This is a genomic window from Pseudomonas sp. 14P_5.3_Bac1, from assembly GCF_025466135.1.
Classification (GTDB): Bacteria; Pseudomonadota; Gammaproteobacteria; order Pseudomonadales; family Pseudomonadaceae; genus Aquipseudomonas.
In genome coordinates this window covers 13085-38080 of sequence record NZ_JANLOF010000028.1, presented here as the reverse complement: position 1 = coordinate 38080, position 24996 = coordinate 13085, and the positions used below count along the sequence as shown (strand labels likewise).

The 24996-nt window shown below is 61.1% G+C and carries 22 protein-coding genes, 4 tRNA genes and 1 pseudogene; 20 read left to right on the top strand and 7 right to left on the bottom strand.

Annotated elements, in window-relative coordinates; all coding sequences use genetic code 11:
- The first annotated feature begins 504 nt into the window (after window positions 1-504).
- From NTD89_RS07430 to NTD89_RS07405, 6 genes are all read left to right on the top strand, one after another.
- Entirely contained in the window at window positions 505-2154 is a 1650-nt protein-coding gene (locus NTD89_RS07430) for an AMP-binding protein (protein ID WP_262206913.1), read from the top strand.
- Window positions 2155-2184: 30 nt separating this feature from the next.
- A complete protein-coding gene (locus NTD89_RS07425; RefSeq protein ID WP_262206911.1) occupies window positions 2185-2628 on the top strand; it encodes a hotdog fold thioesterase in 444 nt (147 codons plus the stop codon).
- Window positions 2629-2725: 97 nt separating this feature from the next.
- On the top strand, window positions 2726-3529 hold the full coding sequence (locus NTD89_RS07420; protein WP_145164950.1) for an alpha/beta fold hydrolase: 804 nt from the start codon (window positions 2726-2728) through the stop codon (window positions 3527-3529).
- A complete protein-coding gene (locus NTD89_RS07415; protein WP_242193682.1) occupies window positions 3526-4380 on the top strand; it encodes an alpha/beta hydrolase in 855 nt (284 codons plus the stop codon). Before NTD89_RS07420 ends, NTD89_RS07415 begins: the two co-directional genes overlap by 4 nt.
- 102 nt (window positions 4381-4482) lie before the next feature.
- Window positions 4483-5301: a DUF4892 domain-containing protein gene (locus NTD89_RS07410; protein WP_262206908.1), complete on the top strand. Its 819-nt coding sequence runs from the start codon at window positions 4483-4485 to the stop codon at window positions 5299-5301.
- 73 nt (window positions 5302-5374) lie between these two features.
- Entirely contained in the window at window positions 5375-6436 is a 1062-nt protein-coding gene (locus NTD89_RS07405; RefSeq protein ID WP_145164944.1) for an AI-2E family transporter, read from the top strand.
- Here the strand turns inward: NTD89_RS07405 and NTD89_RS07400 are convergent.
- Together NTD89_RS07400 and NTD89_RS07395 are read right to left on the bottom strand one after the other, a co-directional pair.
- On the bottom strand, window positions 6433-7467 hold the full coding sequence (locus tag NTD89_RS07400) for a sensor histidine kinase (protein ID WP_145164942.1): 1035 nt from the start codon (window positions 7465-7467) through the stop codon (window positions 6433-6435). The two genes, NTD89_RS07405 and NTD89_RS07400, sit on opposite strands and share 4 nt — an antisense overlap.
- Window positions 7467-8231, bottom strand: a complete 765-nt coding sequence (locus NTD89_RS07395) for a response regulator (RefSeq protein ID WP_242195020.1) — start codon at window positions 8229-8231, stop codon at window positions 7467-7469. Before NTD89_RS07395 ends, NTD89_RS07400 begins: the two co-directional genes overlap by 1 nt.
- Before the next feature lie 261 nt (window positions 8232-8492).
- On the opposite strand from NTD89_RS07395, the gene pyrF reads away from it, so the two are divergent.
- Entirely contained in the window at window positions 8493-9191 is a 699-nt protein-coding gene (pyrF, locus tag NTD89_RS07390) for an orotidine-5'-phosphate decarboxylase (protein ID WP_017734306.1), read from the top strand.
- A gap of 122 nt (window positions 9192-9313) precedes the next feature.
- On the opposite strand, the gene NTD89_RS07385 is transcribed toward pyrF, so the two are convergent.
- A complete protein-coding gene (locus NTD89_RS07385; RefSeq protein ID WP_262206904.1) occupies window positions 9314-10321 on the bottom strand; it encodes an NADP-dependent oxidoreductase in 1008 nt (335 codons plus the stop codon).
- Between the two features lie 228 nt (window positions 10322-10549).
- On the opposite strand from NTD89_RS07385, the gene NTD89_RS07380 reads away from it, so the two are divergent.
- The 4 genes and pseudogenes from NTD89_RS07380 (at window position 10550) to NTD89_RS29480 (ending at window position 15009) form a co-directional block, all read left to right on the top strand.
- Window positions 10550-11311 (top strand): SDR family oxidoreductase, encoded by a 762-nt coding sequence (locus NTD89_RS07380; RefSeq protein ID WP_262206902.1) that lies wholly within the window; start codon window positions 10550-10552, stop codon window positions 11309-11311.
- Between the two features lie 203 nt (window positions 11312-11514).
- Window positions 11515-12927, top strand: coding sequence for a PLP-dependent aminotransferase family protein (locus NTD89_RS07375; protein ID WP_262206900.1), 1413 nt, complete (start codon window positions 11515-11517; stop codon window positions 12925-12927).
- A gap of 114 nt (window positions 12928-13041) precedes the next feature.
- Window positions 13042-14136 (top strand): annotated as a pseudogene (locus NTD89_RS29485) (HAMP domain-containing protein); the annotation flags it as partial.
- Window positions 14128-15009: a methyl-accepting chemotaxis protein gene (locus tag NTD89_RS29480; protein ID WP_410017204.1), complete on the top strand. Its 882-nt coding sequence runs from the start codon at window positions 14128-14130 to the stop codon at window positions 15007-15009. The pseudogene NTD89_RS29485 and the gene NTD89_RS29480, both read left to right, overlap by 9 nt.
- Before the next feature lie 39 nt (window positions 15010-15048).
- Here NTD89_RS29480 and NTD89_RS07365 read toward each other — a convergent pair whose 3' ends face one another.
- Both NTD89_RS07365 and NTD89_RS07360 read right to left on the bottom strand, forming a co-directional pair.
- On the bottom strand, window positions 15049-15861 hold the full coding sequence (locus NTD89_RS07365; protein ID WP_262206896.1) for an alpha/beta fold hydrolase: 813 nt from the start codon (window positions 15859-15861) through the stop codon (window positions 15049-15051).
- A 115-nt stretch (window positions 15862-15976) separates the two neighbouring features.
- Complete coding sequence (locus NTD89_RS07360) at window positions 15977-16747, bottom strand: hypothetical protein (protein ID WP_410017203.1); 771 nt, start codon at window positions 16745-16747, stop codon at window positions 15977-15979.
- A gap of 358 nt (window positions 16748-17105) precedes the next feature.
- Here NTD89_RS07360 and NTD89_RS07355 point away from each other — a divergent pair.
- The 5 genes from NTD89_RS07355 to gltS all read left to right on the top strand — a co-directional run bounded on the left by NTD89_RS07355 (window position 17106) and on the right by gltS (window position 18932).
- Window positions 17106-17181: transfer RNA gene (locus tag NTD89_RS07355), tRNA-Glu, on the top strand.
- A gap of 3 nt (window positions 17182-17184) precedes the next feature.
- A tRNA-Gly gene (locus tag NTD89_RS07350) sits at window positions 17185-17260 on the top strand.
- Window positions 17261-17364: 104 nt separating this feature from the next.
- Window positions 17365-17440 (top strand) — tRNA-Glu (locus NTD89_RS07345).
- Between the two features lie 3 nt (window positions 17441-17443).
- Window positions 17444-17519, top strand: a tRNA-Gly gene (locus NTD89_RS07340).
- Between the two features lie 201 nt (window positions 17520-17720).
- On the top strand, window positions 17721-18932 hold the full coding sequence (gene gltS, locus NTD89_RS07335) for a sodium/glutamate symporter (RefSeq protein ID WP_145166081.1): 1212 nt from the start codon (window positions 17721-17723) through the stop codon (window positions 18930-18932).
- 11 nt (window positions 18933-18943) lie between these two features.
- Here the strand turns inward: gltS and NTD89_RS07330 are convergent, their stop codons facing one another.
- Window positions 18944-19735: a helix-turn-helix domain-containing protein gene (locus NTD89_RS07330; RefSeq protein ID WP_262206891.1), complete on the bottom strand. Its 792-nt coding sequence runs from the start codon at window positions 19733-19735 to the stop codon at window positions 18944-18946.
- 139 nt (window positions 19736-19874) lie between these two features.
- On the opposite strand from NTD89_RS07330, the gene NTD89_RS07325 reads away from it, so the two are divergent.
- The 3 genes from NTD89_RS07325 to NTD89_RS07315 all read left to right on the top strand — a co-directional run bounded on the left by NTD89_RS07325 (window position 19875) and on the right by NTD89_RS07315 (window position 21540).
- Window positions 19875-20978, top strand: a complete 1104-nt coding sequence (locus tag NTD89_RS07325; RefSeq protein WP_262206889.1) for a polyamine ABC transporter substrate-binding protein — start codon at window positions 19875-19877, stop codon at window positions 20976-20978.
- Between the two features lie 38 nt (window positions 20979-21016).
- Window positions 21017-21229, top strand: coding sequence for a hypothetical protein (locus tag NTD89_RS07320; protein WP_262206887.1), 213 nt, complete (start codon window positions 21017-21019; stop codon window positions 21227-21229).
- Window positions 21230-21294: 65 nt separating this feature from the next.
- Complete coding sequence (locus NTD89_RS07315; protein ID WP_145166078.1) at window positions 21295-21540, top strand: hypothetical protein; 246 nt, start codon at window positions 21295-21297, stop codon at window positions 21538-21540.
- 23 nt (window positions 21541-21563) lie between these two features.
- On the opposite strand, the gene NTD89_RS07310 is transcribed toward NTD89_RS07315, so the two are convergent.
- Entirely contained in the window at window positions 21564-23045 is a 1482-nt protein-coding gene (locus NTD89_RS07310; protein WP_262206885.1) for a PLP-dependent aminotransferase family protein, read from the bottom strand.
- Window positions 23046-23122: 77 nt separating this feature from the next.
- Here NTD89_RS07310 and NTD89_RS07305 point away from each other — a divergent pair, with 77 nt between their 5' ends.
- Complete coding sequence (locus tag NTD89_RS07305; RefSeq protein ID WP_262206882.1) at window positions 23123-24784, top strand: NAD(P)H dependent flavin oxidoreductase family protein; 1662 nt, start codon at window positions 23123-23125, stop codon at window positions 24782-24784.
- Window positions 24785-24996 lie beyond the last annotated feature (212 nt).

Here is a 24996-nt window from a genome sequence, read left to right as displayed (position 1 = left end):
GTTGCCTGCGATGCAGACACCTCGGTGTATCAGTGACACCCAGTAGATGCCATCGCAGGCAAGCCAGCTCCCACATTCGATTGAGTTCAGCTTCCAAAATCAGGTCGGCTGTCAGGCCGCCTCGCTTCCGCTTTTGATCTAACCACTCAGGTCGGCTACCAGGCCGCCGTGCTTTGCTTTTGATCTTGATCTTAGGCGCCCCGTTAAACCACGCTCCAAAGCCTGCGTGAGGGCACACCGAGCCTAAGCGAGGTGCCGAGTGGTGGGGCAAGAGCCTTTTGGTTACTTTTGGGCTCTTTTCAAAAGTGACCCGCCGTAAGGGCGGAACCCATATCCGCCATCACCTAAATAACGGATATACCCCCAGCAACCCCGTAACAACCCCCAAAAAAACATGCGTAACCCCCAGAGGCTCCTAGGATAAATCGCCCCCCAGTGTGTGCTATACAGTCAACCAAGCAAGTGCTTGGTTGGCTATGGCCGGATCACAAAGGAGCGCGTCCCATGCCCGTCGCTTTTCGTTTGCCGTTGCAGGTCTTCTTCGAACGTGAAGCGCGACACCCGCGCAAAACCTTTCTGGTGCAACCCATCGGCGCTGGCGAGGTGCAGACCCTCACCTGGGGCGAGGTCGGCCACCAGGCCCGTTGCGCCGCGCATTGGCTGCGTGCCCGCGAGCTGCCGCAAGGTTCGCACATCGCGCTGATCTCAAAAAACTGCGCGCACTGGATCATCGCCGACCTCGCGATCTGGATGGCCGGGCACGTCTCGGTGCCGTTGTATCCCAACCTCACCGCCGACTCCGTTGCCCATGTGCTGACCCATTCCGAGGCGGCGCTGGTATTGATCGGCAAGCTGGATGACTGGCCTGCGATGGCGCCGGGCATCCCCGCCGGGCTGCCGACCATCAGCCTGCCCCTGTGCCCGGCCGGCGACTTCGATTACCGCTGGGCCGACCTGCAAGCCTGCTCGCCGATCCAGGACAACCCTGAACCTGGCGCCTCAAGCCTGGCCACCATCGTCTACACCTCCGGCACCACCGGCTTGCCCAAGGGCGTGATGCAAACCTTTGGCGCCTTGGGTTTTGCCGCCACCCGTGGCACCGAGTTGTTTGGCCTGGGGGAGGGCGACCGGTTGCTGTCCTACCTGCCGCTGTGCCATGTGGCCGAGCGCATGTTCGTGGAATTGGCCTCGATCTACACCGGGCAAACCGTGTATTTCGCCGAGAGCCTCGATACCTTTCTGGCGGATCTGCGTCGGGCCCGGCCAACGGCGCTGTTCGGCGTGCCGAGGATCTGGACCAAGTTCCAGATGGGCGTCTACAGCAAGATCCCGCAAAAGCGCCTCGACAGCCTGCTGCGCCTGCCATTTATCGGCAAGCGCGTCGGCCATAAGGTCCTTGCGGGGTTGGGCCTGGATGCCCTGCGCATTGCGTTGTCCGGGGCGGCGCCCGTGCCCGAAGCGTTGCTGCGTTGGTATCAGCGCCTGGGGCTGGATGTGCTGGAGGTGTATGGCATGACCGAAAGCTGCGGCTATTCCCATGTGTGTCGCCCCGGCCAGCAGACGCTCGGCTGGATCGGCCTGCCGTGCCCTGGCGTTGAAGTGCGCATCGATGCATCGGGCGAAGTGCAGGTGCGCAGCGGCGCGACCATGCTCGGCTACTTCAAGGACCCGCAGAAAACCGCCGAGACCCTGACCGATGATGGCTTCCTGCGTACCGGCGACAAGGGCGAACAGGACGCCGACGGCCGCCTGCGTCTGACCGGGCGGCTCAAGGAAATCTTCAAGACCAGCAAGGGCAAATACGTGGCCCCGGCACCGATTGAAAACCGCCTGGCCGAACATGCACGCATTGAGCAAGTGTGCGTGGTGGGCGATGGCCTGACTGCGCCGATCGGCCTGTGCGTGTTGTCCGCGGGGCCTCAGGACCGAAACGCCCTGGGCAGCAGCCTCGAACGCTGGCTGGAACAGGTCAACCAGGCACTGGATAAACACGAACGCTTGCGCCAACTGGTGGTGGTGAAAGACAGTTGGGCGGTGGAAAACGGCTTTCTCACGCCGACCCTGAAAATCAAACGCACGGTGATCGAGTCGACCTACGGTGCCGAGCTTGCAGTTTGGAGCGCGCGCAACGAAGCCATTGTGTGGCAGGATTAGGGTCGTAATAAAACCAATAAGGACACCTTCATGAGTTTGTGGCGCACCCAACCAAATATCGAGCAACTCAACGCTAGCCAGAAAAACACCATTGGTGAGCTGCTGGACATCCGCTTCGAAAGCTTCGACGACGAGTCCCTGACCGCCAGCATGGTGGTCGACCATCGCACCCATCAACCCTACGGTCTGCTGCACGGCGGTGCATCGGTGGTGCTGGCTGAAAGCGTCGGTTCCATGGCGGCTTACCTGTGCATCGATGCCAGCAAGTTTTATTGCGTGGGCCTTGAGGTCAATGCCAACCACCTGCGCGGTGTGCGCAGCGGGCGGGTCACGGCGGTGGCGCGGGCGATCCATATCGGCCGTACCACTCAAGTGTGGGACATTCGCTTGACCAGCGATGAGGGCAAAGCCAGCTGCGTGTCGCGCCTGACCATGGCCGTGGTACCGCTGGGCGAGAACCCGCCGGCGCGATAGGCGTGGCGTGAGTGTCATCATTCCTGGCGGTTACAGTCATTGCTGTAACGGCCGGGCATGGTGACAATCAACTTCTGTTTTTGCAGATGGATCCGGTATGTCGCAGCACGTGTTTTTTGCCCACGCCAATGGCTTCCCTTCGGCCACTTACGGCAAGTTGTTTGCCGCCCTGGCCCCGGAATATGCCGTGGCTCACCTGCCGCAACACGGTCACGACCCCAGGTTTCCGGTGGACGACAACTGGCAGAACCTGGTGGACGAATTGATCCACCATCTGCAGTTGCAGCCGGAACCGGTGTGGGGTGTGGGCCATTCCCTGGGCGGTGTGTTGCATTTGCACGCGGCCATGCGCTGTCCGCAGCTGTACCGCGGCGTGGTGATGCTCGATTCGCCGGTGCTGACCCGCGCTGACCGCTGGGTGATCCGTGCCGCCAAGCGTTTCGGCTTTATCGACCGTCTGACCCCGGCCGGGCGTACGCTGGGCCGCCGTGAAGAATTTGCCGATCTGGAGGCCGCGCGCAGCTACTTTGCCGGCAAGACGCTGTTTCGCGGGTTCGATCCGGAATGCTTTGACGCGTACCTGCAACACGGCTTGCAACAGGTGGGCGATCGCCTGCGCCTGCGCTTTGATCCGGCCACTGAAATCAGCATCTACCGCGGCGTGCCTCACACCAGCCCTGGCCAGGTTCGTCAGTTGAAGGTGCCGTTGGCGGTGGTGCGCGGCCGTCAAAGCCGCGTGGTGATGCGTCACCATGCCAGCGGCGTCGACCGCCTGCCGATGGGCGAAATGCTCACCATGCCCGGCGGCCATATGTTCCCCCTCGAACGCCCGCAGGACACCGCGACCTTGATCAAGAACCTGTTTTCCCGCTGGGCAGCCCGCGAGCGCAGTTGCGCATGAGCACGCCCGTCGAAGAAGTCCGCCTGAGCCTGCCGCACATCGAGTTGGCGGCGCATCTGTTTGGTCCCGAAGACGGTTTGCCGGTGATCGCCCTGCATGGCTGGCTCGACAACGCCAACAGCTTTGCGCGGCTGGCGCCGAAGCTGCACGGTTTGCGTATCGTCGCGTTGGACATGGCCGGTCATGGGCATTCGGCGCACCGTCCTGCTGGCGCCGGTTATGCCCTGTGGGATTACGTCTTTGATGTGTTGCAAGTTGCCGACCAGCTGGGCTGGAAACGTTTTGCATTACTTGGCCACTCCCTCGGCGCCATCGTCTCGCTGGTGTTGGCCGGTGCCTTGCCGGAGCGAGTCACGCACCTGGGGTTGATCGACGGCGTGGTCCCGCCCACCGCCGCGGGCGAGAGCGCCGCCGAGCGGCTGGGCATGGCGCTGCAGGCGCAACTGAACCTGCAGGACAAGCGCAAACCGGTCTACACCTCGCTGGATCGCGCCGTGGAAGCACGCATGAAAGGCGTGGTGGCGGTCAGTCGCGAAGCCGCCGAGCTGTTGGCTCAGCGCGGTTTGATGCCGGTGCCGGGCGGTTACACCTGGCGTACGGACAGCCGCCTGACGCTCGCCTCGCCGATGCGCCTGACCGATGAGCAGGCGATGGCTTTCGTGCGGCGCGTGGGTTGCCCTACACAGCTGGTGGTCGCGGCTGACGGCATGCTGGCGAAACATCCAGAATTGCTTTCTCAGCTACCTTTTACGGTGAACACGCTGCCCGGCGGCCATCATTTACACCTTAATGATGAGCCCGGCGCGCTGCTTGTTGCAGACTGTTTCAATCGGTTCTTCCACGCGCCTTGACTTGACGCGGGCAACTGCCGAGGCTGGGCGGATTGAAAGGGAGTCAACCATGAACGCTATGAACACTGCTGCGACCTCTAATGGCCAGGGCTCACCGATCCGATGAGCCTGCGCAAAGGATGTATCCGTGCCCTCGGGCTGTGCTGTTTCAGCCCCTTGGTGTTCGCCGCCGACCTGCCGGGAAGCCAGGATTTACCGGCCGTGGCCCGTCAGACCGATGCGCAAATCGTCGATTACCGCCCCGCCGAAGAAAAGGAACGCATCTACCCGATGGGCGCGATCCGCAAGATCAGCGGCCAACTGCGTTACGAAGGCCAAGCCACAGCGCGTGGCCAGACCACCGCCATCACCTATGAGCTGCCCGCCGAGCACACTTCCAGTGCCGCGTTTACCGCGACGCGCGAAGCGTTGCAGGCCAAGGGCGCGCAGCTGTTGTTCTGGTGCCAGGCTCGCGATTGCGGCGAAAGCAGCCTGTGGGCCAACGAAGTGTTCGGCAACGCCAAACTGGTCGGCGCCGATGGGCAGCAGGAATACCTGCTGCTGCGTCTGGCGGCGCCGCAGGACAATTCCCTGGTAGCGCTGTACGGCATCACGCGCGGCAACCGTCGCGCCTATCTGCATGTTGAACAGCTCGACGCCAGCGCGCCGCTGGGGGACTTGCTGCCCACCTCGGCCACCTTGCTGCGTGAGTTGAAAAGCACCGGCGAACTGGACTTCCCGGTGTTGGGCGCCGAACCTGACGCCACCTGGCTGACCCTGATTTCCCGTGGCTTGAACCTCGACGCCACCTTGCGCGTCAGCTTGACCGGGCCGACCGCCGAAGCCTGGCGCCAGGGCCTGATTGACAGCGGCGTACGCGCCGCGCGCATGGAAACCGGCAGCGGTGACGCTAAGGGTTTGCACCTGCATCTGATACGCTGACCCGCAACAGGGCGAACGGACCCGCGCCGTTCGCCTAAGCTCTCTTCCTACAGCCTTATTCTCGAGATACCCGATGCTCAATAACGATCGCCTACTGGTGCAAATCCTGCTGCTGGTGTTGTTTGGTGCCAGCTTCTGGGTGATGGCGCCGTTCTGGTCGGCGCTGTTCTGGGGCGCGGTGCTGGCGTTTGCCAGCTGGCCGCTGATGCGTTTGCTGACCCGCTGGCTGGGCGGCCGGGAATCCCTGGCGGCGGGCATTCTGACCCTGGGCTGGATGCTGCTGGTGGCGGTGCCATTGGTGTGGCTGGGGTTCAACCTGGCCGACCATGTACGCGACGCCGTGGGCCTGATCAAGGATATCCAGGTTGACGGTCTGCCGGCCGCGCCGACGTGGCTGGGTTCGATTCCATTGGTCGGTGAGCGCCTGGTGGCCACTTGGGACAGCATCGACCAGCAGGGCGCGGCATTGATGGTCAGCATCAAGCCGTACCTGGGCCAGGTCGGCAACTGGTTGCTGGCGCGCAGCGCGCAGATCGGTGGCGGTATTCTCGAATTGACCCTGAGCCTGGTGTTCGTGTTTTTCTTCTACCGCGACGGGCCGCGCCTGGCGACGTTCGTGCATCGCCTGCTGGAACGCTTGATCGGCGACCGTGCCGGTTACTACATCGAGTTGGTGGCCGGTACTGTGCAACGCGTGGTCAACGGCGTGATTGGTACCGCCGCCGCTCAGGCGTTGCTGGCGCTGATCGGCTTCCTGATCGCCGGCGTGCCGGGCGCGTTGGTGCTGGGCATCGTCACCTTCCTGCTCAGCCTGATCCCCATGGGGCCGCCGCTGGTATGGATCCCGGCCACGGCCTGGCTGGCCTGGAAGGGCGATTACACCTATGCGGTGTTTCTCGGTGTGTGGGGCACGTTCATCATCAGCGGCGTCGACAACGTGCTCAAGCCGTACCTGATCAGCCGCGGCGGCAACCTGCCGCTGGTGATTGTGCTGCTGGGCGTGTTTGGCGGGTTGATCGCCTTTGGCTTTATCGGTCTGTTTATCGGCCCGACCTTGCTGGCGGTGGCCTACAGCCTGCTGACGGATTGGAGCGCGACCCAGGCGCAAGTGCGTCGCGAAGACAAACCCCTTTAAGCCCTCGGCAACCGCATCACGGCGGTCAGGCCGCCGCCTGGGGTTTCCTCCAGGCTCAGGCTGCCGCCGAGGCGTTCCACCGCTTCCTTGGAAATCGTCATGCCCAGGCCGACGCCGCCGGAGTTGCGGTTGCGTGAGCCTTCCAGGCGAAAGAACGGTTCGAATACGGCCTCACGTTTATCCGCCGCAATCCCCGGCCCGTGGTCGATCACACGGATGACCAAGGCTTCGCGGCTGTCGCTCAGTTCCACCCGCGCCGTACCGGCATAACGCAGTGCATTGTCGATCAGGTTGTTGAGGCACGAGCGCAGTGCCATCGGCTGCACTTGCAAAGGCGCGCAATTGCCCGCGAACTGCACATCAGAGCCCTGGTCCTGGGCGTTTTCGCTGAGGGATTCGACCAGCGCCTGCACGTCGAGCCAGTGCCGGGTTTCGCTGGTGCGCTGTTCGTGCAAGTAGCTCAGGGTGGAGTCGAGCATGTCGATCATGTCGTCCAGGTCCTGGCGCATCTGACCTTGCAGCTTGGTGTCTTCGATCTGCTCCAGACGCAGCTTGAGGCGTGACAGCGGGGTGCGCAGGTCGTGAGAAACGGCGCCGAGCATGCGTGCACGCTGGCTGACTTGCTCGCGAATGCGTTTTTGCATCAGGTTGAAGGTCGATGCAGCCTGGCGCGCCTCGCGAGGCCCGGACTCATTGAGGGGTGGGCTGTCGAGGTCGAGGCTCAAGCGTTCGGCGGCTGCGCTCAGGCGCTGGATCGGCCGGCTCAGCAGTTTGGCGCCATACCAGGCGGCAATGATCAGCGAGATAAACTGAAACGTCAGTGGCACCATCGGGCCACCGAACCAGGGGCGATGGTGCTTGGGCAGCGGCTTCATCGTTCCATCCGGCTGCTCGACAAAGGTTTCCTGAGGCGGCGGCGGTGGCGAGCCATAGTGGTGAAACCAAAAGAACGCCAGCACGTGGGCCAGCACAATGGCCACCAGCAATACGCCGAACAGCCTGCCGAACAGCGTATTGAAGGTGGCGCGCATCAGCCGATATCCCGCGCGTCAAACAGGTAGCCTTCGCCGCGGACAGTCTTGATCAACTGCGGTGCCTTGGGGTCATCGCCCAGCTTCTGGCGCAGGCGCGAGACCAGCAAGTCGATGCTGCGATCAAACGCCTCGATGGAACGGCCGCGCGCGGCATCGAGCAATTGTTCACGGCTCAGCACGCGGCGCGGGCGTTCGATAAACACCCACAGCAGACGAAACTCGGCGTTGGACAGCGGCACCACGAGGCCGTCGTCGGCCACCAATTGGCGCAGTACGCTGTTGAGGCGCCAGTTGTCGAAACGGATATTGGCGCGCTGCTCGGTACGGTCATCGCGTACCCGGCGCAGGATGGTCTGGATGCGTGCCACCAGCTCGCGCGGTTCGAAGGGTTTGGACATGTAGTCATCGGCGCCCAGTTCCAGGCCGATAATGCGGTCGGTGGGTTCGCAGCGCGCGGTGAGCATCAGGATCGGGATGTCCGATTCGGTGCGCAGCCAACGGCACAGTGACAGGCCGTCTTCGCCCGGCAGCATCAGGTCGAGCACCACCACATCAAAGGTTTCAGCTTGCATGGCCGTGCGCATGGCGGTGCCGTCGGTGACGCCGACGGCGAGAATATTGAAGCGCGCCAGGTAGTCGATCAGCAGTTCACGAATCGGTAGATCGTCATCGACGATCAGCGCACGGGTGTTCCAGCGCTTGTCTTCGGCGATCACCGCGCCTTTTTGCTCTTCGTTTACAGAGACGGTAGGGATATGCATAGTGCGATCATCTGCCTGGGTTGTTGCTGTCAGCATAGGCGCCCAGCTCCATGGCTGGAAGTGCTGGACGGGCGGTCATGTGCGCGAGGCTAGACGTGGTGCGTGTTGAGGGCATGTCGTGAATGTATCAGCCTTGACACAATTGCCCTAAATGCCGGGTTACGGGCGCTCGATCAGTATTTTACCGATCATCGGATCCCGCAACGGCGCCGCTTGCGCTACAATCCGCGCCGATTTCGACTTGCCTGAGAGCCCATTCCAATGTCCGTCTGCCAGACTCCTATCATCGTCGCCCTGGATTACCCCACTCGTGACGCCGCACTGAAGCTGGCTGACCAGTTGGACCCCAAGCTTTGCCGGGTCAAGGTCGGCAAGGAACTGTTCACCAGTTGCGCCGCCGAAATTGTCGGCACCCTGCGTGACAAAGGCTTCGAAGTGTTCCTCGACCTGAAATTCCATGACATCCCCAACACCACCGCCATGGCAGTCAAGGCCGCGGCTGAAATGGGCGTGTGGATGGTCAATGTGCACTGCTCCGGCGGCCTGCGCATGATGACGGCCTGCCGTGAAGTGCTGGAACAGCGCAGCGGCCCGAAACCGCTGCTCATTGGTGTGACCGTGCTGACCAGCATGGAGCGCGAGGACCTGGCCGGCATCGGCCTGGATATCGAGCCTCAGGAGCAGGTATTGCGCTTGGCGGCGCTGGCGCAGAAGGCAGGTCTTGATGGTCTGGTGTGCTCGGCGCTGGAAGCCCAGGCCTTGAAGACCGCTCACCCGTCGCTGCAACTGGTCACTCCAGGCATTCGCCCGGCGGGCAGTGCCCAGGATGACCAGCGGCGCATTCTGACGCCGCGTCAGGCACTGGATGCGGGTTCGGACTACCTGGTGATCGGTCGCCCGATCAGCCAGGCGGCGGACCCGGCGAAAGCCTTGGCGGCAGTGGTCGCCGAAATCGCCTGAATATCGCTGAGCTAAAATGTGGGAGCGGGCTTGCTCGCGAAAGCGGAGTGTCAGTCACCGGATGTGTGTCTGATACACCGTATTCGCGAGCAAGCCCGCTCCCACATTTCGATCCACAGTGGTCAGCTGACTTTCAGCACCAACTTCCCGAAGTTCTCGCCGTTGAACAGCTTCATCAGCGTTTCCGGGAACGTCTCCAGCCCCTCGACAATATCCTCCTTGCTCTTGAGCTTGCCCTGCGCCATCCAGCCGGCCATCTCCTGCCCGGCCGCGGCAAAGTTCGCGGCATGGTCCATCACCACAAAGCCTTCCATCCGCGCGCGGTTGACCAGCAACGACAAGTAGTTGGCCGGGCCTTTCACGGCTTCTTTATTGTTGTACTGGCTGATGGCACCGCAAATCACCACCCGCGCCTTTAACGCGAGGCGGCTGAGTACGGCGTCGAGGATGTCGCCGCCGACGTTATCGAAATACACGTCCACGCCTTTAGGGCATTCGCGCTTGAGGGCGGCTGGCACGTCTTCGCTTTTGTAGTCGATGGCTGCGTCGAAGCCCAATTCATCCACGAGGAATTTGCACTTGTCGGCGCCGCCGGCGATGCCGACCACGCGGCAGCCTTTGATCTTGGCAATTTGCCCGGCAATGCTGCCCACCGCCCCGGCGGCGCCGGAGATCACCACGGTTTCGCCGGCCTTGGGCGCGCCCGTGTCGAGCAGGGCGAAGTAGGCGGTCATGCCCGTCATGCCGAGGGCGGACAGGTAGCGCGGCAGCGGCGCGAGTTTGGGGTCCACCTTGTAGAAGCCGCGCGGCTCGCCGAGGAAGTAATCCTGCACGCCCAGCGCGCCGTTGACGTAGTCACCCACTGCAAATTTCGGGTTGTTCGACGCAATCACCTTGCCCACGCCCAGCGCGCGCATCACTTCACCAATGCCGACGGGCGGAATGTAGGACTTGCCCTCGTTCATCCAGCCACGCATGGCCGGGTCCAGGGACAGGTATTCGTTGTGCACCAGCACTTGCCCATCCCCTGGCGTGCCCACCGGCACTTCCTGGTAGGTGAAGGTCTCCCGTGTCGCCGCGCCGACCGGGCGTTTGGCGAGCAGGAACTGGCGGTTGGTCTGGGCAGTCATGGCAAAGGACTCTTTAGAAATGAACCCCAAGTGATAGACCTCTAACGGCCTGAGAGCAAGGTTGCGCGAGAGGCGCGAATGCCCGCCGATAGGCCTGGTTGATAGTGAGGCTGGTGGCCTTATCACTGCGATTCATACACAGCCAACCGGCCTTCTGATAGTGCTGACGCGCCCGTCCTGCGGTTGGCTAGACTCGGCCCACGGCTATTTTCCCCACAGGACATCCCCATGAGCATGACGTTTTCCGGCCAGGTCGCCCTGGTCACCGGCGCCGCCGCCGGTATTGGCCGCGCCACCGCGCTGGCATTTGCCGCCGAAGGCTTGAAAGTGGTGGTTGCCGACCTGGACGTGGCGGGCGGCGAGAGCACCGTTGCGCTGATTCAACAGGCGGGCGGCGAGGCGTTGTTTGTGCGCTGCAACGTCACGCTGGAAGCCGATGTGCAGCAGTTGATGGCGCAGACTGTCGCCGCCTATGGTCGGCTGGACTACGCCTTCAACAATGCCGGGATCGAGATCGAGAAGGGCAAGCTGGCCGACGGCAGCCTGGATGAGTTCGACGCGATCATGGGCGTTAACGTCAAGGGCGTGTGGCTGTGCATGAAACACCAATTGCCGCTGCTGCTGGCCCAAGGCGGCGGAGCGATCGTCAACACCGCTTCGGTGGCGGGGTTGGGGGCAGCGCCGAAGATGAGCATTTATGCGGCGTCCAAACATGCCGTGATCGGCCTGACCAAATCGGCGGCCATCGAGTACGCGAAAAAGAAAGTCCGCGTGAATGCGGTGTGCCCTGCGGTGATCGACACCGACATGTTCCGGCGTGCCTATGAAGCCGACCCGCGCAAGGCTGAGTTTGCCGCCGCCATGCACCCGGTCGGGCGCATCGGCAAAGTCGAGGAAATCGCCAGTGCGGTGCTGTACCTGTGCAGCGACGGTGCCGCGTTCACCACGGGCCAGGCGTTGGCGGTGGACGGTGGCGCGACGGCCATCTAGGACTCGGCGCCACTGCATATTCGAAAAGGCCAGGGGCGCTGTGGGGCGTTTCCAGGGCTGGCACAAGGCCTCGTCAGAATGTGTATCAGTAGGTAAATAATCCAATAAAATCAATACTTTAATAAATTTCGGCGACAGGTCGAACCCGGCTTCTGTGCTTAACTGTTTGGGGTTGAATAACAGACAGTTGAAGTGAGTGGCTCATGGATTTAGGCATCGATCGACAGGCCCTTGTACCGGTGGTGCAGCAAATCGTCAGCGCGGTGGCGCAATGGATTCGCACGAGCGGGGCAAGCCCGGGCACGCGCTTGCCGTCCATCCGGCAATTGGCCCTCGACAACCTGCTCAGTCAATCCAGCGTCATCGAAGCCTTTGAGCGAATGGTGGCGCAGGGGGTGTTGGTGGCAAAACAGGGCTCGGGGTTTGTAGTGGCCCAGCCGCCGGTTTCCCTTGAAAGCCACTGGTATGAAGGCGCCGAGCTGGGCTGGGGCGCCTACGTCGATGGCCCGTTGGGCGAGTTGAAACTGGGCTGCGGCTGGCTGCCGGACGCCTGGCGTGAAAGCGATGACATTTGTTACGCCATACGCGAAGTCAGCCGCACCGACACCGCCGGGTTGTTCAACTACAGCACGCCGCTGGGGTTGCCGGCACTGCGTGAGCAACTGCTCAAGCGCCTGACACAGATGAAAGTGCCCAGCAGCCTCGACTGCATCCTCACCACCCATGGCGCCAGCCATGCACAGGACCTGCTCATACGGACGTTGCTCAAGGCTGGCGATACGGTGGTGGTCGAGACGCCCGGGTATGCCAACCTCTACCGTCAGTTGGAGCGCCACGGCGTCACGCTGCTGCACGTCCCGCGCACGCTGGGCGGCCCGGATATCCCGGTGTTGGAGACGTTGCTGAAAAGCCATCGCCCCAAGTGCCTGTTCATCAACTGCCTGTATCACAATCCGACCGGCACCAGCCTGTGCCGCGCCGTGGCCGAGCGCCTGCTGCAATTGGCGAGCAGCGAAGACTTCCTGATTGTCGAGGAGGACGTCTACGGCGACTTGCAGCACGCCAGTTGCACACGGCTGTCGGCGCTGGCCCATGACGGTCGGGTGATTTATATCTCAAGTTTCTCCAAGACCCTCAGCAGTGCCCTGCGCGTGGGGTATCTGAGCGCCAGCGCGGCGATTATTGCGCCAATGGTGACGCTCAAAACGCTGACAGGCATCGGCACATCGAGGTTTGCCGAGGCGGTGCTGGCCACGCTGCTGGCCAATGGCACCTACCGTAAGTGGGTGCAGCGCCTGCGCAAGCGCTTGAACACGCAAATGGCCGCGACCCTGCAGGTGCTGGAGGACGAGGAGTGGGAGGTGTTCGCCGTGCCCGCCGGGGGCCTGTTTGTGTGGGCCCGGCCCGGCAGGGGCGATCATTCAAGGTTGCTGGCCTGCGCCCGACGGCTCGGTGTGTTGTTGTCGCCAGGGGCGCTGTTCAATCCCAAGGGCGAACACAGCGACTGGCTGCGCATCAACGTGGCCTATGCTGCTGATCAGCGGGCGCTGGCGTTGTTCCGTGCCATGGGGCCTGCCAGATCGACCTCGACCATTCTGAAAACGACGGGCATGTAGCTTTTTGCCATTATTGTGGCGCCAACGTCTTGTGCCGCTGGCTCGTCGTTGCGAATCTCGCTGCATGGAAACCGGGCTCGATGGCATCTGCCATTGCAAGAGGATTCAAGTGCAATGATTTCAGGCGTGCAACGACGTTTCGCCAACCTCGGTATGGCGAAGAAACTGGGCTTGGGTTTCGCTCTGGTGCTGCTGTTGACGGCGCTGGTGGCGGCCATTGGCGTGTGGTCCCTGCAAACCGTTGGCCAGCGTTTTGAAGGCCTGAAGGCCATGTCATCGCTCAACAGCGGGTTGCTCAAGGTGCGCCTGATCGAGCAGGACTATGCGCTGCACGCCGACCCCAAGTCCGTCGATGCCCTGCATGAAAGTGTCGATGCACTGGCGGCGATGGCCGCCAGCCTCAAGGCTCGGTCAGCCACGAATGTGCCAGTGATGGGCGATGTCGAGCAGGCGTTGGCGGCGTATCGCAAGGCATTCGACGAGTTTGTCGAACTGACCCAGACCAAGGACCTGGCGCTGGAAATGGCCAGTTGGTCGGTGTCCAGTGTGGCCAATAACCTCGATGTGCTGCAGGCCGGCCTGGCCGACGATGGCGCCTATGGCCTCAAGGAAAGCCAGGGCAAGGACGGCGCCGAGTTTATCGAGCAGGCCGGTCAGGTCAGCCAGGTCTCGCGGCTGATGTTGCAAGCCATGAATGAAGCGCGCGTGCGCCTGGATCAGAGCCGCAAGGCCGATGCCGACAACGCCGAGCAAGGCAAGATCGAACAGGCCGACCAGGCCCTGGCGCAAGTCGAGCAGTTGAAAACCTCGGTCAAGGATGCGGGTTACCAGACCGTGCTCAATGAAGTCTCCGGGCATATCGCGGCATTTAGCGAAAAACTCGGCGAGTACACCGGGCTGCTGGCCCAGGAAAAAGTCGTCTACAAGCAGTTGCATGACCGCGCCGACCAAGTGGTCAGCCGGGTCAACCAGGCGTACGACGCCGAAGACCAGTCCATGCAGGCGCAATTGAAGAAAAGCGCGTTGTTGATCATCGGCTCCTCAGCCCTGGCGCTGCTGGTGGGCTTGATCGCGGCGTGGGTGATTACCCGGTTGATCGTGGCGCCGCTGCGCACGGTGATCGCCGTGGCCCAGCAGATTGCGTCCGGCGACCTGAGCGGGCGGATGGAAGTCAGCCGCCGCGATGAAATCGGCCAGTTGATGCAGGCGATGCAGCAGATGGGCTGCGGCCTGAGCCAGATGGTCAGCGGGCTTCAAGCGGGCATCGAACAATTGGCCAGTTCGGCGCATTCACTGTCCAGCGTCACTGAGCAGACCAATGTTGAGGTCAGCAGCCAGAAGGAGGAGACCGAACAGGTTGCCACGGCAATGAACCAGATGACCGCCACGGTGCACGACGTGGCGCGTAACGCCGAAGAGGCCGCGCAAGCCGCGCAGACCGCCGATGACAAGGTCGACAGCGGTCAGCAAGTGTTGCGCCAGAGCCTGCAACGGATTGAATTGCTCGCGTCCTCCAGCACCAGTGCCAGCGCGAGTATCGAAAGCCTGAGCGCGGAAATCCAGAATATCGGCACGGTACTGGGCGTGATCAAAAGCGTGGCCGAGCAAACCAATCTGCTGGCCCTTAACGCCGCCATCGAAGCCGCCCGCGCCGGCGAGCAGGGCCGAGGGTTTGCAGTGGTGGCCGATGAAGTGCGGGCGTTGGCCAAGCGCACGCAGCAATCGACCGAGGAAATCGAGCGTCTGGTCAGTACGTTGCGCAGCGCGGCGCAGTCGTCGGTGCAGCAGATCCAGCAGAGCGGCGAGCTGGTGAAGCTGGCGGTCAGCGATGCGCTGGAAACGGAGAGCGCGTTGGGCAGCATTGCTGCGGCGGTGTCATTGATCCAGCAAATGAATCAGCAGATTGCGGCGGCGGCCGAGGAGCAGAGCTCGGTGGCCGAAGAGATCAATCGCAGCGTGACCAGCATTCGTGCGAGCGCCGATCAGTCGGCGTTGAGCATGCAGGGCAATGCCGCGTCGAGTATCCAGCTGGCGCAGTTGGGGGCGGAGCTCAAGGGCATGGTGGGGCACTTCCGCCTTTGATCGCAGCGGGTGAGCCGCGATCAAAGGGCAGGGCGCCGATCAGGCGTGGTTGGCGAGGAAGGTCAGCAGCGCTTCATTGACGAAGTCCGGATTTTCCCGGGCCGAGATATGCCCCGCGTCGGGAATCAACGTGAGGCTGCAGCCAATCAGTTCAGCCATTTCCTGTGATTCGGCGGGCGGCCGCGGTTTGTCCTGTTCGCCGCACATCACCAGCGTGGTGTCCGAGTCCAGGCGGGGCAACTGGTCCAGAATGTTCTCGCGGCTGAAGATCAGGCGACCCAGTGGCACGATGCTGTTCAGCAGGCGCTCTTTGGAAAAGGCCTGCAGCGCCTTGCGAAAATCCTGATACAGGGCTGACTCGCGGTCGATGCCAGGGCGGAAGAAAATCGGTGCAACCACATCCAGCAACGGCTCGGGGATGGCGCCGGCGTCTTCGATCATCTTGAACAACGAGAAGTAATACTGGCGCGTGGCGTCGGGCTCGGCGCCCAGGTAGGTGTCCATCAGCACCACGCTGTTGATGCGCGCCGGTGCCAGCAACGCCAGGCGCGCGCCCCACATGCCGCCGACCGACAGGCCGACCAGATTGATTTGCGCGATATCCAGCTGATCCAGCAGCGCCAGGGCCTGGCGCGCGAGGTCGTCGAGGGAGCGGGTTTGCGTCGGCAGCGGGCCGGACTCACCGTGGCCCCACAGTTCCGGCACGATCACGCGGTACTGTTGCGACAGGGCTTCAATTTGCGGGGCCCACATGTCGCGGTCCCACAGGTAACTTGAACCCAGCAGGACGACCGGGCCGGTGCCCTGGTCGACATAGTGCAGCGGTTGTCCATCAATCACGGCAACAGGCATAGCAGGCCTCTAACTTCACGGAGTGAGGGGCACTTTTTTACGCTAGTCGGGGACGGGCGGATAGATGCAAAGTGATGGCATGTGGCGACCCGAGGCCGCCACATGGGGCAGGGGATCAGTCGTAGATGACTTTCTTCTTCCATTCGGCGTCGGCGTCGACGACTTTCAGGCCTTCGGTCAGTTCGTTGACTTCGTCTTCGGCCGGCTTGCTGTTGGTCAGCACCGTGGAGTTGGCGCGGGCCAGTTGCGATTCCAGCAATTGCAGTTGTGCACTGTAGAGCACCGGCTCCGCCTGTTTGCGCAAATACTGCACGCCACGCTCGAACGCCAGGCGTGCCTGGCCAGGCTGGCCTTGTTGCAGGGCGTGCTGGCCCAGGTTGTTGAAGAACTCAATGTGCAGCAACACCAGGATATGGCGAATTTCCTTGATCCAGTGCTTGGCTTCGTTGGTCGGCAGAAAACCGTCCTGGGCGGCACGGGTCACTTGACCGTGCAGCGCCTCGAGCAGGAAACGCACGTCCTTGGCCTTGGCTTCGGTCTGGATCGGCGCGGGCGGGTTGGCCACCGGGATCGATTCGCCCTGGGCGATCAGCGCGTTCAGCTCAGCGATCCGCGCCTTGAGCGGCGCGCTGGATTTTCTGAGGTTCAACAGGCGCTGGGTGACGTTGAGTTCCAGGCGAGTCAGCAACAGTTTGAGTTTCGGGGTCATCAACTGGCCGGGGAACGTCTCGGTGATCTCACCGCAACGACGCAGCCGGTCGTTAAGCTCGATTTCGGTGCGCTGCTTTTCCAGTTTGTTGTTTTCCACCACGTGGTTCATGTAGCCAATGGCGATCAGTATTACGATCCCGGCTATTACCAGCAGGGTGATCATGAGTGGTGTCACCGGTGTGACCTCTTTATAGGGTTTGCTGTGGAGTGTAGTGACTGGGCCATCCGACGGATAGGATTGTTCGACCAGTTGCCCAGGTAGTTTCTTCTATATAGGTAAGCGTTCCCTGCGTGGATGCACATTGCCATCATTTGCCTGGGCGAACTATAGCGCCTTGTCGGGCGCCAGAATATAGGCGTCAAAGCCCGGACGGGCACAATGCCCGCAAAGGCCTGGAAAGCAGGGCGAAGTCATTGATTTAAATAAATTTATCCTTGGGGGTTGACGACCTTTCAATCCATCCATAGAATGCGCGCCACTTACAGCGTAAAGCACACAGCGAAACGCGGTAGGGAGTGAATGTTGTACGTGTGTCCCCTTCGTCTAGTGGCCTAGGACACCGCCCTTTCACGGCGGTAACAGGGGTTCGAGTCCCCTAGGGGACGCCATATGCGGGAATAGCTCAGTTGGTAGAGCACGACCTTGCCAAGGTCGGGGTCGCGAGTTCGAGTCTCGTTTCCCGCTCCAAATTTAAGCAGTGTGGCCTTCGGGCGACACTGAGTGAAACCAGGGCATAATCTTCGGATTTAATCTCTGGGCACTGAAATACACACCATGTGTTTCAGTAGCGTGTCCCCTTCGTCTAGTGGCCTAGGACACCGCCCTTTCACGGCGGTAACAGGGGTTCGAGTCCCCTAGGGGACGCCATTTGCGGGAATAGCTCAGTTGGTAGAGCACGACCTTGCCAAGGTCGGGGTCGCGAGTTCGAGTCTCGTTTCCCGCTCCATATTTAACGAAAACGCCGATCAGTGATGATCGGCGTTTTTGTTCGTGTCGCTTTTTTGCCTGCAAAACACACCACGCGTGTAGGCCATGTGCTGATGTGCGTAGGAATAGTCTGTAATCAATGTCGGGTAGCTGTGTACCTGTTCCGCTGTCTCTACTCTGGCCAGCCCATTTTCCTTGTTTACTTCAAAGGACTGTCCAGATGCTTCAGCTCGATTTCTATTCAACCCTGGTCGCTGCCTCCCTGGTGCTTTTATTGGGCCGTTGGCTGGTGGCCCGGATCGGCTTTCTACGCGCCTACAGCATTCCGGAGCCGGTAGCCGGCGGCCTGTTGGTTGCCGCTCTGCTGCTGGCGTTGCGTGCGCTGGCGGATGTTGAGGTTCGCTTCGACACATCCTTACAAACCCCATTGATGCTGGCGTTTTTCGCCACGATTGGCCTGAACGCAGATTTCGCCAGCCTGAAGCGAGGCGGGCGCGTGCTGGGTATTTTCCTGCTGGTCGTGACGGCCCTGTTGGTGGTGCAAAACGCCATGGGCATCGCGTTGGCCAAGGCGCTGGGGCTTGATCCATTGATGGGCTTGCTGGCGGGCTCCATCACCCTGTCGGGTGGGCACGGCACGGGCGCCGCATGGGGCGCGGTGTTCAGTGAGAAGTACGGCGTGGCCTCCGCGTCTGAACTGGCGATTGCTTCGGCGACCTTTGGTTTGGTGCTGGGGGGCTTGATTGGTGGCCCGGTCGCGCGCTTGTTGATCAAGCGCGTCCAGGTGCCTGGCGTTGAACACTCGCAGCCGCGGCGGCCCAAAGGCTTTGAGCGCCCCGATCAGGAACGCATGATCACCTCGTTTTCCTTTATCGAAACCCTGGCCCTGTTGGCGATCAGCCTGCAAGTTGGCACGTGCCTGAGTGGTGTTATCCAGGGCACCGCCTTCGAGTTGCCCACCTTTGTCTGCGTGCTGTTTGTCGGCGTAGTGCTGCGCAATGGCTTGTCGGCGCTGGGTTGGCATCAGGTGTTTGAGCGCGAAGTGTCGCTGCTGGGTAACGTCAGCCTGTCGTTGTTCCTCGCGATTGCCTTGATGTCGCTCAAGCTCTGGGACCTGGCGGCGCTGGCGTTGCCGATCGTCATCCTGCTGGCTGCACAGGCGCTGTTAATGGCCCTTTTCGCGATTTTCGTAACGTTTCGGGTGATGGGCAGTAACTACGATGCGGCGGTGCTGGCGGCCGGGCATTGCGGTTTCGGATTGGGCGCGACACCTACCGCCATTGCCAATATGCAGGCGGTGACACAACGCTTCGGCCCCTCGCAGATTGCCTTTCTGGTGGTGCCGATGGTGGGGGCGTTTTTCATCGACATCACCAATGCGGTGGTGATCAAGCTGTTCCTCGCGCTGCCGTTTCTCGGCACGGCGGGCTGAGGGCCGCGCCTTCAGTTCACCGCGTAGACGTCCTGTTTTGGCATGAAGAAACGCGCAAAGAGTTCGGACTGGGACTTGATGTTCAGCTTGGTGTAAATGTTGCGCCGGTGCACTTTCACCGTTTCTGTCGACAGGGACAGTTTGCCGGCGATTTCTTTGTTGGAGAACCCGCTCAACAGCAACTTGAGCACGTCCTTTTCACGCGTTGTGATCTGGCTGCCCAGTTGAACAATTGCCTGCGACCAGGGCGGTGTCTCATTGAGGTTTTTTTCAACGTCGATCTCAAAGCACATACGCTGGTGCATCAATGCCAGCACCCAAGGCTTGATGATATCCAGTGTGGTGATCTGTTCCGGGCTGTAGCGCACGTTACTGCCAAATGAAATACACAGCGTCCTGTCCTCATCGAGCTGAACGTTGTACTGCACTTCATCCACCGAGACGTACTGGGCGAAATACTGATGGTAATACTCGGTGGTCAGAAAATGCTCCGGCGCTATGTCTGACAGGTGAAAAAAGCCAGTCTGCGGGTTTTCCCGGTTGGCAATGTAGAACGGGTCCAGCAGGTACAGCCCTTTGAGGTAGCGCTGAGTCAGGGCATCCACCTCCTCGGCATCGGCCACTTCAGTAAAGCTGATGACGTTGACTCGTTGATCGCTGAAAACCAGGACAACCCAGTTGTCGATCTGCACATATTCATTCAACACGCGTACCAGCGAGCTCCAGAAAGCCGGGCGATTGAGCTCCATGATCAGCTTGCCGGCCGATCGGTGCCAGGCCAGGTTATGAAGGTCGAGTGACATGTTCTACCCCTTTAGGGTTAGGCGTTCATAGGCGCGAGCTAAGTACTTGTAGGTATTTACTATTCGACGACGCCGGGTATATTCACCTCCCAGCGGATGCAGGCCATGAAGGCCTGTCGTTTTTGACAAGGATAGTTATATGAGTCAATCACATTTGCGAGCCATTTTTTTGGCCTCGCTTGTCTGTGTGGGTATCAGCGCGCCCGCAGCGGCGGCGCAACCTCAGGTGAATCTGTACAACTGGTTCGGGTTGATCGCGCCAGAGACGCCCAAGGAATTCGAGCAAAAAACCGGCGCGCGCATGCACGTGGATGCCTTCGACAGCGCCGAGATCATGCAGAGCAAAGTCATGGCCGGCCGCACGGGCTATGACGTGGTTGTCGCCACCTCCAATGTCCTGCCTGGCCTGATCAAGGCGGGCGTGCTTGCACCGCTGGACCGCAATCAACTGAGCAATTTCTCCCATATCGACCCAGAGATGTTGGCGCTGCTTTCGGTGAATGATCCGGGCAACCGCTACGCCGTGCCTTACCTGTGGGGCACCACCGGGATTGGCTATGACGTTGATAAAGTCAAAGCCGCGTTGGGTGATAACGCCCCGGTGGACAGCTGGGACTTGATCTTTAAAGAAGAAAACATCAGCAAGCTCAAGTCCTGCGGCGTGGCGATGCTCGACTCGCCCAGCGAGGTCATTTCGATCGCGTTGAATTACCTCGGCCTGCCGAGCAACAGCCAGAACCCTGAGGATTACCAGAAAGCCCAGGCGCTGCTGTTGAAAATCCGTCCCTATATCCTCTACTTCGACTCATCCAGAACCGACGCCGACTTTGCCGATGGTAATATTTGTGTGGTCGTGAGCTGGGCGAGCGGGGCGCTGACGGCACAGGCCATCAATGAGAAAAACAACACCGGGCGCAAAATTGCCTACAGCCTGCCGCGTGAGGGTGGGTTGGTGTGGTCGGAAAACTTTGTGCTGCTCAAAGATGCGCCCCATGCCAAGGAAGGTCTGGCGTTCATCAATTACATGCTTGAACCGCAAGTGATTGCCAAGAGCTCGAACCACACGCTTTACCCGAACGCTAACAAGGACGCCACTGAGTTCGTCGAGCAGAAGCTGCGCGACAACCCGTGGATTTATCCTGACAAAAATACGGTTGCCACCCTTGTTCCGCTTGAGCCACTACCGTTGAAGTTGGAACGAATCCGCACGCGCGTGTGGACCAAGGTCAAGAGCGGTACGTAACCCCGCTGGGTATTCATCTTTATTGGCAGAGGGCTTACATGGCTATTTGCAAAAAAACCAAAGCCGACACTTATCAATTAGTGACGCTGATAAAGATGGTTGAGGCCTATGAGGCGCAAAGTACCCACGGCCTCACGTCACTGGGTAATGAACAACAACTGCTGAACCGCATCAAGGCATTGCTCCATAAACATGATGGGGGAGTCGCTCGACGAAAGTCGATCAGCGCCGGCGTATGCATGGGGCCATAACGTCTCAGCGTTATCCGTCGGCAGACCAAGGGGCTGTCGCAGCGTTTTCAGGGAGGAGAAAAATCATGCGCCAAGCGGCTGACCCATACGTTTTGAAGCCGGACGAATACCAGGCCTACAAGGACATCGAAGAACAGATCGGCCATTGCACGCCCGAGCAAGCCTGGGCGATGTATTACGTCTCGAGCGGGATGGTGCGCGAGTTCATCACGCTGGCGGTGATGGAGCATATCGGTCGCGGCAATCGGGCGTTGTTGCTCGAATTTCCCGACCTTGCCCGGCTTCAAAACAGCGGCCATGGCGCGCTCTAGCGGGTGTCGATGCGTGCGTGTGATCAACGCCTGCTCATCACCCGCGCCAACCGCAGTGTGGCTTCCCGCAGCTCATCCCGATCAAGCGAGGCAAACCCCAGGCGCAGGGCATTTTCCGGCACATTCAGCGGTGAAAACTGACGTGCGCTGCGCACCACCACGCCCTGGCCCCGGGCTGCGGCGAGCAACTGATCGACGTCGGTTTCATCCTGGAAGCGAACCCAGAGGGCCAGGCCGCCTTCTGGCTCGCGCACCTGGATTCGATCGCCGAATGCGCTGTGCAAACAGCTGTGCAGCACCTCTCGACGCGCCACGTATTCTTTCGAAACACGGCGCAGGTGCTTCTTCAATTCCCCCTGATTGATCAGGTCCGCGAGCATTTTTTGTGCAACCGCGTCGGTGTCGCCTACCACCAGTGCTGCGCTGTTCTGCAGCACCTCAATCACGCTGGCCGGAGCCACCACATAACTGCAACGAAACGTCGACCCCAACGCCTTGGATAGCGAGCCGATGTAGATCACATGGCGTTGCGCGCCATCACTGGCCAGCGGCAAATAGGGCCGCCCGTTGAAGTGATATTCGTGGTCGTAGTCTTCTTCGATCACGCAGAAATTGTGCTGCGCCGCCAACGCCAGCAGGTGTTGCCGACGGGCCGCATGCAGGCTCACCGTGGTGGGAAACTGGTGGTGCGGCGTGAGGTAAATCATCCTTACATCATGTGCGTGACATAACTGCTCGATGTGGTCCGTGCGACAGCCTTCATCGTCCATATCGACGGTGATCAAATGCGCGCCGAGCTTGCGGAAAATTTCCCATGCCGGCGGGTAACTCAGGCGTTCCACCAACACCACATCACCGGGTTTGATCAGCAGGCTGGCCGTCAGGTACAGCGACACCTGAGTGCCGGGCGTGAGGCAGATATTCTCGGCGCTGACTGTCAGCCCGCGATTGTTGCGCAGCATCTCTGCCAGCGCGCAACGCAATTCATAGCCGGTGCCCTCGCTGCCGTAGCGCACCGAGTTGGACGCAAAACTGCTGCGCAGGGCATTGCGGTAATAGCGGTGTAAAACGGCCTGGGGCAGCAAGCGGTGGTCGCAGGCACCGTTATCGAAAAACAGTGCGTCATGCCGATGCTGCAGCGCGATGACTTGGGCATTCTGCTCGAAATACGGCACCACTGGCTGCGCCAGCAGTGGTGGCGCAAAGGAGTGCTGCGCGCGGCTGGACGCGGGCGTTGGCGCCAATTGCGCATTGACGAACGTGCCCCGGCGCGGCTCGCTGATCAGCCAGCCTTTGGTCGACGCTTCCTCGTAAGCCAGGATCACCGTCTTGCGGTTGACGTCGAGTATCTGCGCCATTTCCCGTGTGCCCGGCAGCAGCGTGCCAGGCGGCAGCCGTCCTTCGAGGATGGCCTGCACCAGGCCTTCGGCAATCTTGCGATAGGACGCCTGGGGAGTGCGCTCGTCGAGCTTGAGCAGCGGGCGCCATTTACGCATCTGGACCATGTAAAGTATCCAAAACTGGAGGTTTTAATGGGCCTAGTCTAGCGCAACAATCAAGCCTCACTGACCCCGAGGTGCTTATGAACACACGCCATGTCATCGAACTCGCCCCCTCGGGGAAAACTTTTGAAGCCGGCGATGAGCTGTTGCTGGACGCGATGCTCGCCAGCGGCCTGTCTGTGCCGTTCTCGTGCCGGCGCGGCGCCTGTGGTTCGTGCAAGGTGGTGGTCACGCAAGGCCACTACCGCGCCAAGCAGCTGGCGCCGGGCGCACCCGCGTCGTGCTACCCGCTGGCAGCGAATGAAATGCTGTTGTGCCAAAGCCACGCCTGCGCCGACATGCGCCTGGAGATTCCCGGTTGGTCGCTGGACACACCTGCGCTGGTGGTCGAGGCGACGGTGCTGAGCAAGCGTGCCCTGAGCCCCGACATCATTGAGTTGGTGGTGATGCCGGACAGGCCGTTGGCCGTGCGGCCGGGCCAGTACCTCAAGTTCCGCCTGGTCGATGGCGACTCGCGCTGTTTCTCGATCGCCAACCTTCCGGCCGACGGCGATGGGCGCCTGGTGTTTCAGATTCGTCGGGTGCGCGGCGGGCTTTTTTCCGAGACCCTCCTGGACAGCCTTGAGGCTGGCGATCTGTTGGCACTGGAGGGGCCTTTTGGCGCCTGCACCTGGCAGGACGATGACGATGCGCCTGTGGTGCTGTTCGCCACAGGCACCGGCTACGCGGGTATCAAGCCGATCCTGCTGAGCGCGTTGAAGCAGGATGTGGAGCTGACGTTTTACTGGGGCGGCGCGCAGGCGGCAGACTTTTACGACCGCGTATTTCTGGATCAGGCGGTCATCGACCACCCGCGTTTTCACTGGCACCCTGTATTGGCGGCGCAGGGCAGGGTGCAGGAAGTGGCGCTCAGCCATGGGCACCGTTGGGAGTCGGCTCAGGTGTATGCCTGCGGTAACGGCGGCATGATCAGCCAGGCGCGTGCCGATTGCCTGGAAGCGGGTTTGCCGAGCCATCGTTTTGTCGCCGAAGCGTTTGTGCCCAGTGGCCAGTCGAGCGCCGACACGCTGCTCAATGGACTGAATGAAACCTGGGAAAAAGTCGGCCCTCGGTACTCGCTGGACGGCATGCTCGCCGCCCGTGAAAAAACCATCCGCGCCCTGGCAGCGATTGCCAGCCAGCTCAAAGTCGGCATGACCACCGGGCAAGCCCTCGACATGGCTGCCGCGCAATTGCAGGCCATGGGTGCCTCCCACACCTGGCACCCGACGTACATTCGTTTTGGCGACGACACGGTTCGCCCGCCCAGGGAAGGCATTGACCTACTGCGTACGCTGCGTGCCACCGATATCGTGGTGGTCGACCTCGGCCCGGTGTGGGACGGCTACGAGGGCGACTATGGCGACACCTTCGTCTTCGGCGAGTCAGCGCTGCACCGCGATTGCTTCAAGGTCTTGCATGAAGTGTTCGATGAAACCCGCGAGGCCTGGATGCGCGGCCTGACCGGCTGTGAGCTCTATGACTTTGCCGAGGAACGGGCCGTTTCCAAGGGCTGGCGGCTGTCGCGCAACCTGGCCGGCCACCGTATTGCGGATTTCCCCCACGCCTTGTTCGGCAACCAGGAATTGGCCGCGCTTGAGATCACGCCGAGTGAAATGGTGTGGGTGCTGGAGATCCAGCTCTGCCACCCCACCGAGCCGGTCGGTGGGTTCTTTGAAGATATCCTGATGCTTGAGGCTTGAAGGGCTACAGCGCAGCCCGCCATGGCCGCGGGTTGCGAAGCCTGGTAGGCCATTTCCCTGTTTTGCATGAACTTTGTGAGCGTTGTCCGCTCATACAGCCATTGGCCATCAAGGCGATTCTTGCTGCTCAAGTGCCGTTCTGGTGCTTGATGCGCGGCAGGAAAATTTCACAAAGACGCGAAATGGAAGTGTTTTTCCGGCCAAGGGAGTCT

What these genes read in the sequence shown, in the direction of transcription:
- NTD89_RS07415 (WP_242193682.1), top strand. Translation starts at nt 3,526, where the DNA reads ATGAGCACGCCCGTCGAAGAAGTCCGCCTGAGCCTGCCGCACATCGAG.
- NTD89_RS07315 (WP_145166078.1), top strand. Translation starts at nt 21,295, where the DNA reads ATGCGCCAAGCGGCTGACCCATACGTTTTGAAGCCGGACGAATACCAG.
- NTD89_RS07375 (WP_262206900.1), top strand. Translation starts at nt 11,515, where the DNA reads ATGGATTTAGGCATCGATCGACAGGCCCTTGTACCGGTGGTGCAGCAA.
- NTD89_RS07310 (WP_262206885.1), bottom strand. Translation starts at nt 23,045, where the DNA reads ATGGTCCAGATGCGTAAATGGCGCCCGCTGCTCAAGCTCGACGAGCGC.
- pyrF (WP_017734306.1), top strand. Translation starts at nt 8,493, where the DNA reads ATGTCCGTCTGCCAGACTCCTATCATCGTCGCCCTGGATTACCCCACT.
- NTD89_RS07430 (WP_262206913.1), top strand. Translation starts at nt 505, where the DNA reads ATGCCCGTCGCTTTTCGTTTGCCGTTGCAGGTCTTCTTCGAACGTGAA.
- NTD89_RS07385 (WP_262206904.1), bottom strand. Translation starts at nt 10,321, where the DNA reads ATGACTGCCCAGACCAACCGCCAGTTCCTGCTCGCCAAACGCCCGGTC.
- NTD89_RS07420 (WP_145164950.1), top strand. Translation starts at nt 2,726, where the DNA reads ATGTCGCAGCACGTGTTTTTTGCCCACGCCAATGGCTTCCCTTCGGCC.
- NTD89_RS07380 (WP_262206902.1), top strand. Translation starts at nt 10,550, where the DNA reads ATGAGCATGACGTTTTCCGGCCAGGTCGCCCTGGTCACCGGCGCCGCC.
- NTD89_RS07425 (WP_262206911.1), top strand. Translation starts at nt 2,185, where the DNA reads ATGAGTTTGTGGCGCACCCAACCAAATATCGAGCAACTCAACGCTAGC.
- NTD89_RS07325 (WP_262206889.1), top strand. Translation starts at nt 19,875, where the DNA reads ATGAGTCAATCACATTTGCGAGCCATTTTTTTGGCCTCGCTTGTCTGT.
- NTD89_RS07330 (WP_262206891.1), bottom strand. Translation starts at nt 19,735, where the DNA reads ATGTCACTCGACCTTCATAACCTGGCCTGGCACCGATCGGCCGGCAAG.
- gltS (WP_145166081.1), top strand. Translation starts at nt 17,721, where the DNA reads ATGCTTCAGCTCGATTTCTATTCAACCCTGGTCGCTGCCTCCCTGGTG.
- NTD89_RS07405 (WP_145164944.1), top strand. Translation starts at nt 5,375, where the DNA reads ATGCTCAATAACGATCGCCTACTGGTGCAAATCCTGCTGCTGGTGTTG.
- NTD89_RS07365 (WP_262206896.1), bottom strand. Translation starts at nt 15,861, where the DNA reads ATGCCTGTTGCCGTGATTGATGGACAACCGCTGCACTATGTCGACCAG.
- NTD89_RS07400 (WP_145164942.1), bottom strand. Translation starts at nt 7,467, where the DNA reads ATGCGCGCCACCTTCAATACGCTGTTCGGCAGGCTGTTCGGCGTATTG.
- NTD89_RS07320 (WP_262206887.1), top strand. Translation starts at nt 21,017, where the DNA reads ATGGCTATTTGCAAAAAAACCAAAGCCGACACTTATCAATTAGTGACG.
- NTD89_RS07305 (WP_262206882.1), top strand. Translation starts at nt 23,123, where the DNA reads ATGAACACACGCCATGTCATCGAACTCGCCCCCTCGGGGAAAACTTTT.
- NTD89_RS07395 (WP_242195020.1), bottom strand. Translation starts at nt 8,231, where the DNA reads ATGCATATCCCTACCGTCTCTGTAAACGAAGAGCAAAAAGGCGCGGTG.
- NTD89_RS29480 (WP_410017204.1), top strand. Translation starts at nt 14,128, where the DNA reads ATGCAGGCGATGCAGCAGATGGGCTGCGGCCTGAGCCAGATGGTCAGC.
- NTD89_RS07410 (WP_262206908.1), top strand. Translation starts at nt 4,483, where the DNA reads ATGAGCCTGCGCAAAGGATGTATCCGTGCCCTCGGGCTGTGCTGTTTC.